Source organism: Peribacillus loiseleuriae (assembly GCF_001183985.1).
Lineage (GTDB): Bacteria > Bacillota > Bacilli > Bacillales > DSM-1321 > Peribacillus > Peribacillus loiseleuriae.
Genome location: NZ_LFZW01000001.1, coordinates 2,376,259 through 2,391,940, shown reverse-complemented (window position 1 = coordinate 2,391,940; position 15,682 = coordinate 2,376,259). Strand labels below are relative to the sequence as shown.

14 protein-coding genes and 4 pseudogenes are annotated in these 15,682 nt (G+C 34.5%); 2 read left to right on the top strand and 16 right to left on the bottom strand.

The window, feature by feature from the left end; translation table 11 throughout:
• Window positions 1–20: 20 nt before the first annotated feature.
• Together AC625_RS11145 and AC625_RS11140 are read right to left on the bottom strand one after the other, a co-directional pair.
• A complete protein-coding gene (locus tag AC625_RS11145) occupies window positions 21–398 on the bottom strand; it encodes a PilZ domain-containing protein (protein ID WP_049681349.1) in 378 nt (125 codons plus the stop codon).
• Window positions 399–423: 25 nt separating this feature from the next.
• Window positions 424–639 (bottom strand): aspartyl-phosphate phosphatase Spo0E family protein, encoded by a 216-nt coding sequence (locus AC625_RS11140; RefSeq protein WP_049681348.1) that lies wholly within the window; start codon window positions 637–639, stop codon window positions 424–426.
• Between the two features lie 66 nt (window positions 640–705).
• On the opposite strand from AC625_RS11140, the pseudogene AC625_RS27745 reads away from it, so the two are divergent.
• Window positions 706–852 (top strand): annotated as a pseudogene (locus tag AC625_RS27745) (tyrosine-type recombinase/integrase); the annotation flags it as partial.
• Window positions 853–1,192: 340 nt separating this feature from the next.
• Here AC625_RS27745 and AC625_RS11135 read toward each other — a convergent pair.
• The 10 genes and pseudogenes from AC625_RS11135 to AC625_RS11095 all read right to left on the bottom strand — a co-directional run bounded on the left by AC625_RS11135 (window position 1,193) and on the right by AC625_RS11095 (window position 10,467).
• A protein-coding gene (locus AC625_RS11135) for an IS3 family transposase (RefSeq protein WP_425415443.1) occupies window positions 1,193–2,340 on the bottom strand; the annotation gives its coding sequence in 2 pieces (ribosomal slippage) (window positions 1,193–2,094 and window positions 2,094–2,340; 1,149 coding nt in all).
• Window positions 2,341–2,483: 143 nt separating this feature from the next.
• Window positions 2,484–2,668, bottom strand: a pseudogene (locus AC625_RS25770) (malate:quinone oxidoreductase); the annotation flags it as partial.
• A 452-nt stretch (window positions 2,669–3,120) separates the two neighbouring features.
• Window positions 3,121–3,264 (bottom strand): annotated as a pseudogene (locus AC625_RS25765) (JAB domain-containing protein); the annotation flags it as partial.
• A 690-nt stretch (window positions 3,265–3,954) separates the two neighbouring features.
• A complete protein-coding gene (locus tag AC625_RS11125; protein ID WP_049681346.1) occupies window positions 3,955–4,764 on the bottom strand; it encodes a DUF4097 family beta strand repeat-containing protein in 810 nt (269 codons plus the stop codon).
• Window positions 4,765–4,767: 3 nt separating this feature from the next.
• Complete coding sequence (locus AC625_RS25115) at window positions 4,768–5,340, bottom strand: DUF1700 domain-containing protein (RefSeq protein ID WP_053178074.1); 573 nt, start codon at window positions 5,338–5,340, stop codon at window positions 4,768–4,770.
• Window positions 5,333–5,650, bottom strand: a complete 318-nt coding sequence (locus AC625_RS11115; protein ID WP_049681345.1) for a PadR family transcriptional regulator — start codon at window positions 5,648–5,650, stop codon at window positions 5,333–5,335. Before AC625_RS11115 ends, AC625_RS25115 begins: the two co-directional genes overlap by 8 nt.
• A gap of 1,002 nt (window positions 5,651–6,652) precedes the next feature.
• Complete coding sequence (locus AC625_RS11110; protein WP_049681344.1) at window positions 6,653–7,018, bottom strand: DUF6262 family protein; 366 nt, start codon at window positions 7,016–7,018, stop codon at window positions 6,653–6,655.
• Between the two features lies 1 nt (window position 7,019).
• A complete protein-coding gene (locus tag AC625_RS11105; RefSeq protein WP_049681343.1) occupies window positions 7,020–8,933 on the bottom strand; it encodes a tyrosine-type recombinase/integrase in 1,914 nt (637 codons plus the stop codon).
• A 2-nt stretch (window positions 8,934–8,935) separates the two neighbouring features.
• Entirely contained in the window at window positions 8,936–10,021 is a 1,086-nt protein-coding gene (locus AC625_RS11100) for a tyrosine-type recombinase/integrase (RefSeq protein WP_049681342.1), read from the bottom strand.
• Between the two features lie 113 nt (window positions 10,022–10,134).
• Window positions 10,135–10,467, bottom strand: coding sequence for a JAB domain-containing protein (locus tag AC625_RS11095; protein WP_049681341.1), 333 nt, complete (start codon window positions 10,465–10,467; stop codon window positions 10,135–10,137).
• Between the two features lie 1,067 nt (window positions 10,468–11,534).
• On the opposite strand from AC625_RS11095, the gene AC625_RS11090 reads away from it, so the two are divergent.
• Entirely contained in the window at window positions 11,535–11,747 is a 213-nt protein-coding gene (locus AC625_RS11090; protein ID WP_049681340.1) for a hypothetical protein, read from the top strand.
• 453 nt (window positions 11,748–12,200) lie between these two features.
• Here the strand turns inward: AC625_RS11090 and AC625_RS11085 are convergent, their stop codons facing one another.
• From AC625_RS11085 to AC625_RS11070, 4 genes and pseudogenes are all read right to left on the bottom strand, one after another.
• A complete protein-coding gene (locus AC625_RS11085; RefSeq protein WP_245644986.1) occupies window positions 12,201–12,710 on the bottom strand; it encodes a HEAT repeat domain-containing protein in 510 nt (169 codons plus the stop codon).
• Between the two features lie 551 nt (window positions 12,711–13,261).
• Window positions 13,262–13,611: pseudogene (locus AC625_RS11080) on the bottom strand (cupin domain-containing protein).
• Window positions 13,612–13,875: 264 nt separating this feature from the next.
• Window positions 13,876–14,757, bottom strand: coding sequence for a DMT family transporter (locus AC625_RS11075; protein WP_049681338.1), 882 nt, complete (start codon window positions 14,755–14,757; stop codon window positions 13,876–13,878).
• The gene (locus AC625_RS11070) at window positions 14,744–15,670 is read right to left on the bottom strand and encodes a DMT family transporter (RefSeq protein ID WP_049681337.1); all 927 of its coding nucleotides are present in this window, start codon (window positions 15,668–15,670) and stop codon (window positions 14,744–14,746) included. The genes AC625_RS11075 and AC625_RS11070 overlap by 14 nt, the downstream gene beginning before the upstream one ends.
• Between the last annotated feature and the right edge of the window lie 12 nt (window positions 15,671–15,682).

Here is a 15,682-nt window from a genome sequence, read left to right as displayed (position 1 = left end):
AAACAGCCTTTTTAAAAAAATCAATGACCATGTTCAATGACATTTTTTGAATGAATTTTTAATTGGTCGATTAATTCCTTTTTATCGTCATCATCTTCCTCCATCTTGATGCCATAATCAATTGTTGCACCCCATACCTTTTTCCAGATAATGAAGCCATTATAGGTCAATTCTTTCTCATTCAGCTTAAAACGGATGGATAGCCCAATAGATTTATGATCTGTTTCTGGTATATTCAATTTTGATTGTATTTTTGCTCCACCCGGACTGATGTTGATGATTCTTGCATCACCTTCCGAAGTCTTTACTGATTCGCCATCAATTTTTATAATCTGAAAATATGCTTGGATGGGATTTTCAAAAGTATAGCGAAAATGTGCTTCTCTGTTGTATCTCATAGTAATTAGTTCTCCTTGTCATCACCTAATCATTCTCTATTCGAGCATCTAAAAGTAGTAGTTTTATTTCATTATCATACCCTATAATTTCTTTATCAAGAATATGCAAATTTAAAATATTGTCAAGTTCTTGACTGCATTTTATTGTTTTTGAACGATTTAATCCTGCTTTACTTGCAACTTGAAGCATTTCTTTCCTTTTATTTTCTATTTTATCTAGTAATCTGAGGTGAATAATCATTACTTATCACCTCCAGAATCAAAGATTGCTTAATTATGACAACATAGGATAAGTTATTTACACCCTTGTCAATGGTTGCTAAAAGCTTCAAACAACGACATTGAAAAAGTAAGAAGGTTGGCCGGCCATAGTAATATTGCGACGACGAGTAAATATTCGAAGGATTCATATAGTGATTTGGCGGATGCAGTGGATGCTTTGCCGAAATTTTAGAATAAAGTAAAAACGAAACGTTCAACACCACCTATTATTACAAAAGATGATTGTATGCGTGAGTTAAGAGCGATTTATAATAAGCATGGACGTTTATCTTTCAGTCGATTAAAAGATACATCAATTATATCAATATCAATAGTATTTAGAAAATTTCACACAACTAAAATGAATTAAATATGGGAAGAAGTATTGAAGAATGGAAAGGTAAAATGATTGTTTTTAAAACTTAACATAATAAATATAATTATTATTTAGCGAAAAATGAATTATGTTCAAACATATTTTGATTAGGCTTGTGGATCTAGGTCAATATCCTGGACACAAATAAGTTAACTTTTCATGCTGATTGATGGAACTGATTTTCAACTTCTTGCGGCGTATGAAAGTTTAATTGGCCGTGAATACGGCGACGATTATACCAGCCTTCAATAAACTGAAACAAGGCTGCGTTCGCCGATTCGAAATTTAAATAGGTTACGTGATGGACTTCTTCCTTCTTTAAAATGGAATGAAAAGATTCAATACATGCATGATCGTATGGGCAACCTTTGCGACTAAAAGATGGAATAATTTTCTGTTCTTTAAGCGCTTGGCTAAAACCTTCACTTGTGTATTGCGAGCCAAGATCTGTATGCAAAATGAGGCCAGGCGTTGGCTGTTGGATAGAAACGGCATTGTTTAAAGCATGCAAAACAAGTTCAGTCGTCATGGAACGAGAGAAAGAATACCCAATGATTTTTTTAGAATACAGATCTAAGACCGTCGCTAAATAACACCAGCCATCTCGCAAAGTGTGGATATAGGTGATATCGGCCACCCATTTTTCGTTCAATTTAGACGTGGAAAAATCCTGTTGTAGCACGTTCTCACGTGCCTCAATCGGTTTTCTATTTGTTTGTGGACGAAATTTTTTAATCGTAATCGAATAGATTCCCGCCTTTCTCATGATTCGTTGAACTCGTTTAAGACTAACCGAAAACCCTGCTTTTAATAGAAGGAAATGAATCTTAGGTGCTCCATATCGGCCTTTACTCTTGATGTGGATCAACTGAATCTGTTCAAGAAGCAGTCGGTTTTCCCGGTCACGTGCTGATTCTGTTTTAATCAAGGACTGATAGTAAGTGCTTCTTGGCATATCCAACACTTCACACATGAACTGGATGGGGAACACTTCTTTTTGATCGTGAATCAAGTTTGTTAGCTCGGTATCGGTTACTTTCTGGCGAATATGGCCATAGCCTTTTTTAAGATTTCAATTTCCTGTTTCATTCGAAGATTCTCTTTTTGGATTTCAGTTATATCCTGTGGTGTTAGACTATTTTCCTCTCCATTCACTGGAGTAAGAGCTTTAATCCATTTATAAATTGTGACTTCAGATACACCATATTCGCTGCTTAACGTACTCACCGAGCTACCAGTGTGATAAAGTTCCACCACCATTTTCTTAAAATCATCGTTATAATTACGCTTGTTTATTGATTCCATGCCGGACACTTCCCCTCTTATTTTTTATCATAGAGAGTTAACTAAACCGTGTCCAAGAAACTATACTAACTCCACTTGAGCCTAGCAAGATAAGACCCAAACTGTCTTGAAAGCTAAAACTGTTCATTAATTTTGATAGCTTAGCTAATATCTATAGATCCGTCTGGTTTTTCTACCGTATAGTTAAGCTCGCACAGTGCTGCATGCCCCGTTCCCGCATTATTCCATTCGTTAGAGTTTTCCTCTCCTGCGTTTGCTAGCTTATCAAACACTGTAATTTCCCATTCCGGTACTAATTTTTTCAAGAGGTCCCTAAAGTCGCACTCAAACTTTATTCAAAATCCACATAAGTAAGAACAGCGCATAAACAAAAGCAACTACAATTGAACGTTCAGATAATTTTCCAAATGGAACTGTTTAGATCTAACAGGATGAAAAGCAAGAGCACCATTGTCCATCTGTTTCATACTACCTTGCATAATCCTTCAAACGTTTTTAAAGGTTGCTTCAGCAGCCGCAAGGGCTCGATGCCGGCCTATAATAAAGAAAAAAATGGTAGTTTTTTCTTCATTGCGTAATCATCACCCTCTGACGATTGATTAGCCTGGACCAACTTTCATTCAGTCATTTCCCTCAACACTCGTTCTCCCCCTCATCTTGAGTAAAGGTCGTAAGTTTCTGTTCCGTTTATATTTATTTTTCACTAATTCTTTCATTCTCGCTAATTATAAATTTCTCCTTTCAAGCAAAGGGGAAAGGACCCTTTGCCTGTTATTTATTTTAAAGATAACCCTTTTCTTTCAAGCTGACATGCTTTCCAGTATTGGTAACTATCACATGGTCAAGGACTTCAATTCCAATAATTTTTCCCGCTTCTGCTAATCGCTTCGTTACTTCTATATCTTCACGGCTAGGGGAGGGGTCTTATCAAGAGTAAGTTATTAAAAATCCATTAACATCAATGCTTTTACTTTAAGGACATGTATTTAACGCATTTAAATCAAACGGAAAAATGCAATGTAATGGTTAGGTGTAATTGATTACGGTCATAAGTATGTACCACTTCTGTTGTAGCTTTAAAATAAAGTATGATCATAAGCACCTCCTAAACCCACATTTTACAATAAATAATTAAGAGCCCATTTTGACAAAAGATTGATCAAAATGGGTTCTTATCCAGCAGATTTAAGTTTGTTTTTTTAAAAAAAGATTGATTATTTCGGAGAGCGAATCTTTAACTAATCACCCGTTAGCTTAAGTGCATTATTTCACAAACTCTAGATTTCCTTTCAGATTACAGGAATGCTGCGTCGTTAGTTCAATAAGTCAAGAAAACAAGCATCAATTTTTCTTGAATCTCTAAGATAATCATTTTGAGTGGATTAATTGGAAAATGGGCATCAGAAACCATTTTTTTATTAAATGGTTTCTGATGCCCGTTAAACATTTTGTCGGTTTTAACCTCGACATTATTTCATCATCTACAATCTGTAAGAGATTGACCATTCAAACGAAATCAATGATGGATATGGTCAAACACTTATTCAAGTTTGGATAATGTTTGACCATTTTCATCCACATAATTGATGTGAGCATAGCATTCAGCGGAAGCGATTAATCAACAAATTCAAGGTTTATGTCACCATTATTAGTGCTGACGTTTAATGTCTTATCACCACTTTTTTTATTTTCAGGTAGATTATTATCACCTTTGGAAGCGCTGCTAGAAATACTAAATACATCATATGAACCTACAATAGTTCCTGTAATATGACCATTTTTCGTTGTCAATTTCAATGCTTCGTCAACCGCAATTTTTGCCACTTTTATATTGCCATTTGAGATTACAGCATCGATGGTACCTACTGCACTTACTTTAGATAAAACGATATCATCATTTTTCGTTACCAATTTCAAATTATTATTAACTGTTACATTAGTCATTTTTATAATGCCATCTGAAGTTGTCGCTTCAACTGAACCACCTATATTTACGTCTGATAAAACAATACTTCCCTTCGAAGTAAGGATGTTTACTCCGCTAGAAATACCACTTGGAACAGCTATTTGTACAGTACGATGAGCTTTGTCAGTGTCCAGACCTACATAATCTTTCCAATTTTTATCAGTTGCCAATTTCATCACTAATTCATTTTCGTCTGTAACATTTACTTCATAAAATTCCTTGTCGCTTTCAAAGTACTTAATATGAATCTTATTGTCGGTCGATTCTATCACTTCAACTGTACGGCCTTTGGCAGACAGAGATATTTGGGTAACTTCATCTGCATTTATAGCATAACTTTTTTCCTCGTATGAAATCGGTTTTTTTTGCGAATCAGAATCAGTTGTACAAGCAGAAATAATGATCGCTAAACCAAGCGTAACAATAACAGCTGCAATTTTCTTAAACGTTTTTTTCATAATTTATAACCTCTTTCTAAATAATCTCAACTTAATATTTCTCATGAACCATGTCGTCAGTCCCAATATTTTTTTGGAAATCACTTTAATTGGGGCGAATGTAAAGATCCCAATACCAATAGAAATCAAACTGCCAATAAACATAAGTATACTAATTGGCATATTGTCACTAAAATCGACAATCGAAGCAACGATCCCTGCTATACCAGCCAACATGAAGGAAAGATCGAGTAAAAATAGCCCGATGATCGCTAACCATACAGCTGCATAAAAAACGAAAATCAAAGCAAATAAAGCAATGATTAATGGCGAACACATAAGTAAGAGTAAAATATCTAATTTAGAAAGTGATCCACTAGGGATAATGAGATTCGGGAGAGGTGTAGCATCAAGTATTGCTTCCTGTGCTATCTCTTCGATGTCTCCAAGACCACGTACTGCATTTTCTTCACTCATTCCATCTTCCATACGATCGTCAATTATTTCTGAATAATATGCAAGAAATTTGTTAATTTCACTTCGAGGCAAGGTACTAAGTTTAGCATCGAGTTTTGATAAAAATTCTGATTTATTCATATTCTGCTCCTTCCTGAACAAATTTATATAGAGCTAATACAGACTCCCAGTCATTTAGAAAGTCCTGAATTTTATCTCTACCCTGTTGCTCTACTTTGTAATATTTTCGCAATCGGCTGTTGTGTTCAATCGTGTAAACTGTCACGCAATTTTGGGTCTCCAAACGCTTTAAGATTGGATACAATGTTGATTCAGCAATCTCAATATGCTCAGATAAATCCTTGACTATTTTGTATCCATACGAGTCTTCTTTTGAAAGAACTGTCAATACGCAAACTTCAAGTAAGCCACGTTTTAATTGTATATCCATAACATCACCTCCTACACAGCCCTTTGATCGAAGCTCCAATAATACACATTCGTTGAAAAAGTCTTGCCTTTAACGAGTACAATATTACTTGTGCACACATCATACTACGCAACGCATAGCATGTCAACAAAGTTTTTTAAAATCAACAAAAGGCTGATTTGTAGGGGTTTTGCTGCTTTCAACCAGTTATTTTAGTAATTATTTAATTTTAAACTAGGTTAATAAATCATCTATTTCCACTTTTTTTATTTGAATCCCTGGTCTACGTGAAAAACCCCACATTTCGTAAAGAATATTTAATCAAATTAAAGGCACGTTGAACTAGAGCTGCTTCTTTTTGTTTATCGACGCTATAAACAACAATTTCCCTAGATTATAAACAATTACGAAACAAAAATAGTTCCTATTTACTCTTACAAAGATTTCACAATATCCACCAATTGAAGTCATACAAAGTTGATGGAACATGAGAAAAGTGAAATAACCTAAATTTAGGCTCAACTTAGCGGACGGTTAAGGAAAGTCTTTTAACAAAAATACTATTAATTAAAAAGGGCAACGTCTCGAAAGACGTTGCCCTTTTTACAAGTTTAATTGTAGTTCTTCATTTCCTCCGAATGAATATTTATAATAAAAAAATTATCATTATTTGTAGCTTTAAAATAAAGTTTGATCATAAATACCTCCCAAACCTACATTTTACAATAAATAAAAAGAAAAATACCAACGGACAACTATGTAATTTCTCCTGAAAAATACTTAAAATTGGAATATCATTTACTACTCTTGTCTCCATTATTATTTTTGTCATAAGTAATCCCCAATATCGCCTTTATTATTTCATGAAACAGCTGTTTTTCACAAAGTTATTCCGTTAAATGGCCCTATTGTTGAAAAACGATCTCATAAATTATACTTTTCAAGTTTATTTTAACAAATACCTAAAGCAAAAGTTTACACTATAATCTGAATACCCTGTCAATTACAAGAAGCACGATACCGCTAAAACAGCTTGCCATGTAATTTTTGAACTTGATCCTTTAACTGTTCGTTCTCTTTTTCTAGTGCCTTTATACGGCTTTTTAAGGTCTTTATTAAGACATCCTCTGAACGGAGACTTTTACTAGGTTTACGAGGGGCTAACTCATTTATTTGCATCCCTCTTAATGTCTCTACTCTAGTTCTGATGTCTTTTTGTTTGTAAAGCCATGACTTTGAAACATTTGCCTTTTGTGCAACGGAATTAAAATTAATCCTCTCTTTTTTCAATGCCATCTCTGAAATTGTCTTTTCAACCTTAGTTCTTGTCTTCTCCGACTTTTCTTTAGATAGTTGAATTATGGCAGTTGTGTTACTCTTTCTAGTCATCTTAATTCGTCTCCTTTAACGAATGAATAATTTGCTCTAATCTATTTTTAACACGTTCGTTAGTTTCAACCTGACGCTGCCATTGGTTCTGTTTAGCCCTATTTAATATTTCTTTAGTTCGGTCTAAGTGCTCTTCATGTTCATTTAGAAATTGTTTACTTGTACAGAAGTTCGTACAATCTAAACAAGCATTTGCATGAGGACAAGGTCCGGCAATTACTGGTAAACGACAATAGCCATTAGGAAGTGCTTGTGCATTGATATTCTTTTTAAACCATTGAAGATCTGTGTTGTCAGCTTCAGTATTTTCTTCGGTTAAATCCAGAATGCTACCGTTATTCGTCACCAAAGTTTCCTTAAACTTTATGAACTCTTTCTTTAGAGTTTCATCAAAAATATGGGCATATCTTGCAGTCATTTCTGGTGATTCATGCCCTAAGAATTTTTGAACAATATGCTGTGGCACTCCGTTGTTTATCATTCTAGTGCCAACTGTATGCCGAAAGGCATGAGCATGAAATCGGAAAATCTCTCCTTTATTATCCGATATCTTTTCTTCATAAGCTAATTCATTTAATTTAACCCTGAAGGTATCTTGCTTCAACGGAGAGCCATCTTTTCGGGGAAATACATATTGACATCCATCATCGAGTTCATCAGCCACTCTTTGCTCTTGAACTAATATCAATGCAGCAATTTCTTTAGAAATAGGAATGATATGTTCTTTCTTCATTTTCCACTGATAATACTTTAAAAAGCAATCCCCTTCTTTATCAGTTATGACACACCCTTTTTTCAATGTACAAAGTTCACTGATACGCATGCCACATTCTTGTATTACCATAACCATTGCGGCTATATAAGGTTCCAATTTATCTAATTTCCCATTTAATTGTTCAAGTACATGTTCATCAATATATCGTGGTAGTGCCTTCGGCAATTTAGGATAATCTTCTTGAAAGATCAGGATTTTAGAAGGAGTATCCTCCCAGTCATACCTTTGAATTGTAGTGAAAAAAACGTCTAAAGTAGATATTCGTCCAGTTGTAGTACTAGGTTTTAATCCCTTTAAATTAATATAATTTAAATATTGCTCAATTTCATTTCTAGTTAATTGATGAATCCTTCGTATACCTTCACAATTTTTGTTCATAATATTAAAAAACTCTTTTAATTTTGAGGCTATATCTCTTACGTGAGAAAAGCTGGATGTGTTTAACATTAGTTTACAATACCGCTTGACGATTTCTTTAAAATAATCATTTTCAAAACCCTTAAAATTGATTATATACTCATAGGATGTTGGATTTACCTTATCTTCCGGTAACGAAAGTTTTCTTCGATTCCAAACATCTTTATCCCATTCTTCGCCATCAAAATAGAAATCCTCATAAAATTCCATAAATTGCTTAAGATTAGTAACGTAGTAGGAGTTCGCATGTACAGTGATTTTCTGTTGATTTACATCAAGCTTATAGTTCTTAGTCGTAGTTCTTACTCCTTGTTCCGCTAAGTAAGTTCGGTATTCCGTCAAAGCTTTTATTATGGGCACCTCAGTTATAGATGTAATGCCAGGATATTTCAAATTTAAAAACCCTAACATTCGGCTTATCACTGTTCCTTTTCTAATCCAAACAGATTTTGCATTCCAAGTTCCATTATTTAAGTGAACATAATAAAAGTACTTTAATTCTGTTCTCAACCAGATATTTTCGACTTTATTGAAATTTACCCAACGATTTTTTAATGATGGATTCTTACTTAACTCAATCGCACTAGGATGTGGGCAAATTCTTATATCCCATCTATCTGCTGCCAAAAACCCTTGTAAGACACTAGTCATATCCGCTATTTTTTTATTAATCTCTGTGCTAGTGACAAGCTTTCGATTAGTTGCAACGCTTGGAAATTTCATTTTTATGTTTCTCTCCCTTGAAGATACGCCTTATATTCATTTTTCATATCCTGATCAGAAAGATGAACGTACGTATCAAGTGTTGTTTGTACATGTGCATGACCTAGCCTTTTTTGTACGTAAGCAGCATCCCATCCACTTCTAATGAGTTCTGTGGCATGCGTATGGCGTAACATATGGGCAGTGAAGGTAATCCCTGTCCGTTTTACCAATCGCCTTATAAGGTCTAATACACTTTGATATTTTAGAGGTTGCCCAAAATAAGATTCTTTTAGATTTATAAATATATAATCATGCTCCAAATCTTCCCCATATTCATGAACTAAATAATCGGTATATAAAGCCATTAATTCCTTGCTAACATCGATTGTTCGTTCTTTTCTAAGCTTAATATAAGCCCCGTTTTCATTGTGATCTCTTGGCGTGATATTAATCTGGTTATCCCAAGTAGAAATATCTTCGATACGGAGTGATAATACCTCTCCTACCCGAAGCCCTCCTTCATACATAAGCATAATAAGTAACTTATCTCTTTTTGTATGACACGCATCGATTATTGCTTTAACTTGTTCGAGTTCTAATACTTGTACAAGTTTCTTTTTGACCCTAAGCCTTAAAATGTTTTTTTGATAAGATTTACCTTTAGAAATATGGTGAAGAAACCCCTTGAAATTTCTTCCCCTTGCTTCTTTAGTCATATCTATAGCTTTAAAATCTCCTGTACGATTTAAATACTCTAAGAAACTAGTTACAGCATTAAGTATGGCATTAACAGATGTTTCTTCTCTTTTAGCCTTCTTTGGTTGTAAATCTATTACCTTTACCTCTCCCGTTGGATTTCTTAACCACCCCAGAAAGTTTGACATTTCCTCGAATTCCAAATCTTCTAATCCAATTCCCCTTTGACTCATAAATTCATAAAACAGCTTGAGATGATAACAATATGTTTTAATCGTATTTGGCGCTTTCCCCGTATTATCCAAGTACTTTATATATCTCTTAACCGGTTCTATCACTTCAAAATTTTTGTCTAGAAGTATGTATAATGGATATGATTTTTCCTCAACAACTACTTTTTGAACTTTCATTTCGCCACCACCTTCAAATACTTTAACTACTATAAATAACACCTATATATATTCATTAGTTAAAGTATTGAATTTAAAAAATCCTAAACTTTGAGTACTTAGAGTACTCTAGTTTAGGATACTATGTTTATGGGGTCACCTGATGGGTGCTGATGGCTGACAATAATGGATGCGGCATTATTTAGAATAGCGCTTTTTATGACATCGCGCGGATGAACTATGCTTGCATTCAGACTCCCTACATGTGCTCTATGAAGCCCTATAACCTGATTTTTGGTGTTGAGCATCATCACAAGAAATACTTCTCTATCTTCATCTGCGATAAATGAAGCCGCCAATTCTTGCGCATCCTCTGGTGATGCAATTCGATATGATGAAAATGGCTCTGACGTTTCCCTTACTTCCTGTTTAATACGTACCACTTCAAAAATTGGGTTTAATTCCATTAAAAACACTCCTTTGTGGTTGTGATTTTGTACATTTCTGCTCCATTGATTTTCGGTCTGGCCTTTTGGGCACCTCCTAAAGGTTTTTTCTTTAATGAATTTGGGGTTTTAAGTTTTTCTTTTTGTTTTTCGAAGCGGAGTCTGTTCCCCAAAGGGGGATTATTTTTCCCCTTTTGCAAGTAGAACGAAAAACACGCATAGGCAATGGGTCAAGGGCGTTCTGAGCGCAAAAGTTTTTTATGTTGCGAAGCGTTTTTAATAAAAAAGTTTTGTGCCCCTTGACCGATTGACTAGGCTTCTTAGCTTCCTGCCGGAAAGGTTCGGGTGTCCTACCGGCTGGAAGGTTAGAAGGCTTGCGCTGTTTTACGATTCGGAAGGCAAAAGGGAAAAATAAAATAAAAAGCAGCCGTATGGCTGCATTCCTTTCGTCTTTATCTCTTTGATTTTCAGGTTTTCGGTTCGTTCGGTATGGCGGCGTAGCCGTAAATGGGACAGGAACCTATGGAATGTAGGCGCTAGCCGTACAGTCCGTGGTTATCGGGCCATTTAATGCCGAAGCGACACGTACAACATGTTAGAAAGGTCGCTCTTTACTTTCTTACATGCTGTAGTGCTAACGCCCGAAGTATGCTTGAAGCCTTTATCTAAAAAAACATCTAAAGAAAGACGCCTTAAGACTACTCGAAGCATCACAAATGAATATGACGGGAAATATATTGATATTGAGCAAGGGAGTTTAGTTAGTCATAGCTAAGATTTACTTTCACCAGGTGCCCTTGCTCTTAACCGTAAAGAACAACTGTTTCTTGACAGTGACAATATGGATAAATATCAATCTTGCACATCTGCTAGTAAAGGTATTTCGTAACTCAAGTAGCGATAATCGGTGCCATTTAAATTAACCTGCCTGAAAAATAATGAATTAAAATGGATATGTAACAGATTCTCATTGATAACAAGAATATATTCTCGTTTTTTACTTTTCGTATACGTTAATCGGATATAATAAATCCAGAGCAACATTTAGGTTTTTATTTGTTCTACGAGTAGATAAAGGGGATGCCTCAATGAATAAAGAGAAACTATTAAAAAAGATTCAGAGTGCCCATCAAGGTAATTTATTTTCACTAGAAATTCCTAAGAATACTAAAGAAGATGAAAATAAGATTGAAGAATTGGTTAAAGAATTAGAAAGAGAAGGAAAAATTAAATTAAGAGAGTATGTGCAGCGAGAATACTCCGTTTATTTACATGGAATCATTAAGTATGTATCCGATTAATCGAGTACTTTTTTTATTGGGGTTAAGAAAAAACTTTAACAGAGACTTTTGAAAAGAACAGAGTCCATATAACCCGTCTTATATGGACTGGTACGTCTTTTGTGGCAATAAAAAAACAGAAGCCTATTAGCTCCTGCTCCTACCTACCTTAACAACTTTGGACGTATACGTGATCTTGATGATCTGCTAAGGCACAATCACCAATATCTCCATACATCTCTTTAAGATAACCTGCCACCCGGTTATGAATCTCATATAGTGTAGGTTTGGAATAAAGTTCGATCAAATTGATACTAATTACTTTAATAAATGAACAAAAGGAAAGAGCGTGTTTTGAAAAAAGATTGATCAAAACACGCTCTTAATATATCCCGGTTAATCAATCTTTTATAAAAAAGATTGATCATTTCTGTGATCCATCTTCAATTAAAGCGCCTTTTAATGGAAGATCGCTCAAATCTTTTCTAACTTTGAAATAGCATTCTTTAACTCTTCGAAAACTTCTTCGTCTTGTTCTTTAGCTAATCTTTCATGTAACATTGGTAAAACCGACTTATGACCAATACAATTTAAAGCGAAAATAGCATAAGCTCTGATTTCTTCATTTGGGTCGTTAATACATGTTGATAAAGAACTAATTAACTTTTCATCGGGAAAAAATTTAGCTATCTCTGTTCCCCAGTATCTTCTTCTCTCATGTTTATTTTGTATCGCTTCAATTAAATGTGGGATTACCTGTTCATTAGTAAAATTTCTTAATACATCGACTGCATGATCATATACTCCATACAAATCATCTAAACTGAAAGTCATCATAATAGCTTCAATGTAACTTGGATCTGGGTTATCTCCAAAATACTCAATTGCACTAGCGAACTCATCTATCATTCCCTCAGTTAAATCTTCTTCATCAGGCATTGGAGAGTATTTTCTAAGTATAAAAAGGGCTTGATCTCTATTCATAAATTTCACCTCCACCTTAATGTATATCATATAAATTTAATTTCCGTTTATTTAAATTCTTCATTAGAAAAATAAAAAGGGCTGCTCATAAAAAGGGCAGCCAATATTGGTGAAGGTTAACTCATTATTGTAGCTTTAAAATAAAGTTTGATCAAAAATACCTCACAAACCCACATCTTACGTTGACTTAAAAGAACCCGTTTTGAAAAAAAGATTGATCAAAACGGATTCTTCCTTTGTGAAGTATTGTACAATTTTTATAAAAAAGTTTGATAATTTTCTAGCTGTAATCTTCAACAATTGCGCCCGTTTGCGGAAGATAGCTCAGCCATACCTCGATACAATAATCGGACTTATCAATCTGCTAAAGGTATTAATGATCATAACTGGGTTAGATAAGGGCGACTTTTTGGGAAGCGAATATTAGAATAAAGACCAATTGTCTATTACTTTAAGGACAATCGGTCTGATTGATTATTTAACTGTAGTCACCCAATGAAAGTGGCAGCAATCGGGTATGTTTATCCAGAGAAAGTAACTGACTTATTGGTTTATATCCATACATCGTTTGCAGCAGTTAATTCGGAACTAGTTTCACCAGTGTTGACTACACCTTTAGGCTCTACTAGCATTGCTTGGCATTCATTTTCAGCATAAGTCTTATGTTCTACACCTTTTGGTATCACAAACATTTCCCCTTCAGAGAGTTTAACTTCTCCATCTCGGAATATGATGGACATCTCGCCATCTATCACGAAGAATACCTCATCGGTATTACAAAATCCCCTTGAATCTTGACTAGCTTAAATTGATAGTCATTCATTTCACAAATGACTTTGGGTGACCAGTGTTCACTGAATTTGGATAGTTTTTCGCTTAGATTAATAGTGTGATAATCGATATAAATCCCTCCAGAATTGCTGTTCTTGTCCTAATTTTACGACTTCAATAAAATAATTACAACTTTGATTACCACCTCAAAAGTTTTTACCTATCTTCCACAAAATGGCACTTTACTGAAAAAAGGCACTTTCCTTATTCAAGAATAGCGCCCTTTGTTGAATATCCTAATTTAAAATATTTAAGATTATTTTCTGTTCCGATTAACTTTATTTTAGAGATTTTTTATAGAACAAAAGCTCATTATACACAAGGATATTCTCTATTAATTGTCCTTCCTAACCCATTTTCTAAAAATATCAGGATTCGAAAATAAAAGTGCTAAAAGAATGATTAATATGCCAATCTTATGCTGCAAAAATAATGGATCTTTTAAAATAATATAGCCTAAAGTTACACCAATAACCGGGTTAATATAGTTGCTAAAAGAGGCAAATAATGCTCCCTCTTCTTGAATTAAGAGATTATACAGCATATAGACAATTCCTGCATGGAATATACCTAAAATGATAATATATATTACTTGTGAATGATTGATACCGATTTGTAATGGCTTTTCAAAAAGGAATGCCATTGGTAATAAGACAATACTTGCAATCCATAAAACATTTCTCATATGGACCACCGGAGAACCATCTTCTAATTTTTCCATTAGAATTAAAGACAATGCAAAACTTATAGCAGCAAGTATTAGCAACACATTACCTAATATATTACCTGAAACGTTCATAATTCCTTGCGTAGGCCACGATAAGGTCACAATTCCTAAAAATCCTAATACTATGCTGACTATTTCAAATTTGCTTGCTTTCTTTTTGAAGAGCAATACGAAAAATACTAATGTGAAGATTGGGACCATTGCGATTAGCATAGATGCAATACTGCTCGGCACGTTCTTTTGGCCTTGTGCAATAAGAATAAACGGCAAGACTACTTCAAAAAGTGCAATCCAAAAATATCTTTTAGTATTGGTTGTGTAGTTTTTCTTTGATTGGAACAGACTAATCACTGATAAACAAAGTGCACCAATCAGTGCTTTAAAAGCAGACAACGAAATGGAACCTACATCATTCGTTACTAATTCCACGAAGAAAAATTGAGATCCCCAAATGAGGCTTATGATTAGCAAGAGACTATATTTTTTCATTTAATTTGCCCCTTGCACCAAAATAGTTTGTACCAACAACACCGATGATAATGATAATTGATCCTGCTATGTGGTATAAATGAAATTCCTCTTTTAAAAAAATGATCCCTGCTAAAATGGTAATGAGCGTAGCAAAATTACTGAAAACACTCATTTTCGATGCGTCTATTTTTGATAAAGCATAGTTGGAAAGATAGGACGTTCCTAAAGACGATAGGATACCTAAATATAAAATGGCAAGAACAAAATCCCAGTGACCAAAAGGCTGCATAAATTGATGGACTGTTCCATTCATTACATGGTTTGTTAGTGCCAGTCCATTAAAAGCTATAAACCCAAACAAGGCCATGATATATGTGATAGTGAATAACGAATAGCATTGTGTTAACTTTCTGGCAAATACGTTGTATAGTGAGGCGGTAAGTGCTGAAAGTAAAATTAAACCAGTCCCGATGAGACTTGTATTTGTGCCCCCTGCCCCGTTCATGTACATAATATACATCACACCGAGTACAGATAAACCAATCGCTATTTTTTGACTACGTGTAGATGTTTCCTTTAAGATGATACTTGCAAAAATTAACGTAAAAATTGGTATTGTTGCTTGAATAATACCAGCTTCCGATGAAGATGTATGCACTAACCCATATACTTGAAAAGCAAAAAAGAGTGTCGGATATAAGATGGCTAACAAAGCAATCCGCAGCACATCTTTTATTGTTACTTTGACTTTGATCGATTCTTTTTTTAACACGAACAACACTGTGGCAGCAATCCATGCAATGGTAAACCGATGAGCCAATGTATCTAACGGTGTTGCAACCATTAATGTCACTTTAACAAACATAAATGACAATCCGATAATGATTGCATAGATGGTTGCTGCGATATATGCATTTCTATTTTCAATCATTTCGATTACCCC

Bases quoted from the DNA above. Each gene is read 5' to 3' on its own strand.
- AC625_RS11105 (WP_049681343.1), bottom strand. From the start codon at position 8,933: ATGAAATTTCCAAGCGTTGCAACTAATCGAAAGCTTGTCACTAGCACA.
- AC625_RS11085 (WP_245644986.1), bottom strand. From the start codon at position 12,710: ATGAATAGAGATCAAGCCCTTTTTATACTTAGAAAATACTCTCCAATG.
- AC625_RS11110 (WP_049681344.1), bottom strand. From the start codon at position 7,018: ATGACTAGAAAGAGTAACACAACTGCCATAATTCAACTATCTAAAGAA.
- AC625_RS11100 (WP_049681342.1), bottom strand. From the start codon at position 10,021: ATGAAAGTTCAAAAAGTAGTTGTTGAGGAAAAATCATATCCATTATAC.
- AC625_RS11115 (WP_049681345.1), bottom strand. From the start codon at position 5,650: ATGGATATACAATTAAAACGTGGCTTACTTGAAGTTTGCGTATTGACA.
- AC625_RS11145 (WP_049681349.1), bottom strand. From the start codon at position 398: ATGAGATACAACAGAGAAGCACATTTTCGCTATACTTTTGAAAATCCC.
- AC625_RS11095 (WP_049681341.1), bottom strand. From the start codon at position 10,467: ATGGAATTAAACCCAATTTTTGAAGTGGTACGTATTAAACAGGAAGTA.
- AC625_RS11125 (WP_049681346.1), bottom strand. From the start codon at position 4,764: ATGAAAAAAACGTTTAAGAAAATTGCAGCTGTTATTGTTACGCTTGGT.
- AC625_RS11140 (WP_049681348.1), bottom strand. From the start codon at position 639: ATGATTATTCACCTCAGATTACTAGATAAAATAGAAAATAAAAGGAAA.
- AC625_RS11070 (WP_049681337.1), bottom strand. From the start codon at position 15,670: ATGATTGAAAATAGAAATGCATATATCGCAGCAACCATCTATGCAATC.
- AC625_RS11075 (WP_049681338.1), bottom strand. From the start codon at position 14,757: ATGAAAAAATATAGTCTCTTGCTAATCATAAGCCTCATTTGGGGATCT.
- AC625_RS11090 (WP_049681340.1), top strand. From the start codon at position 11,535: ATGAATAAAGAGAAACTATTAAAAAAGATTCAGAGTGCCCATCAAGGT.
- AC625_RS25115 (WP_053178074.1), bottom strand. From the start codon at position 5,340: ATGAATAAATCAGAATTTTTATCAAAACTCGATGCTAAACTTAGTACC.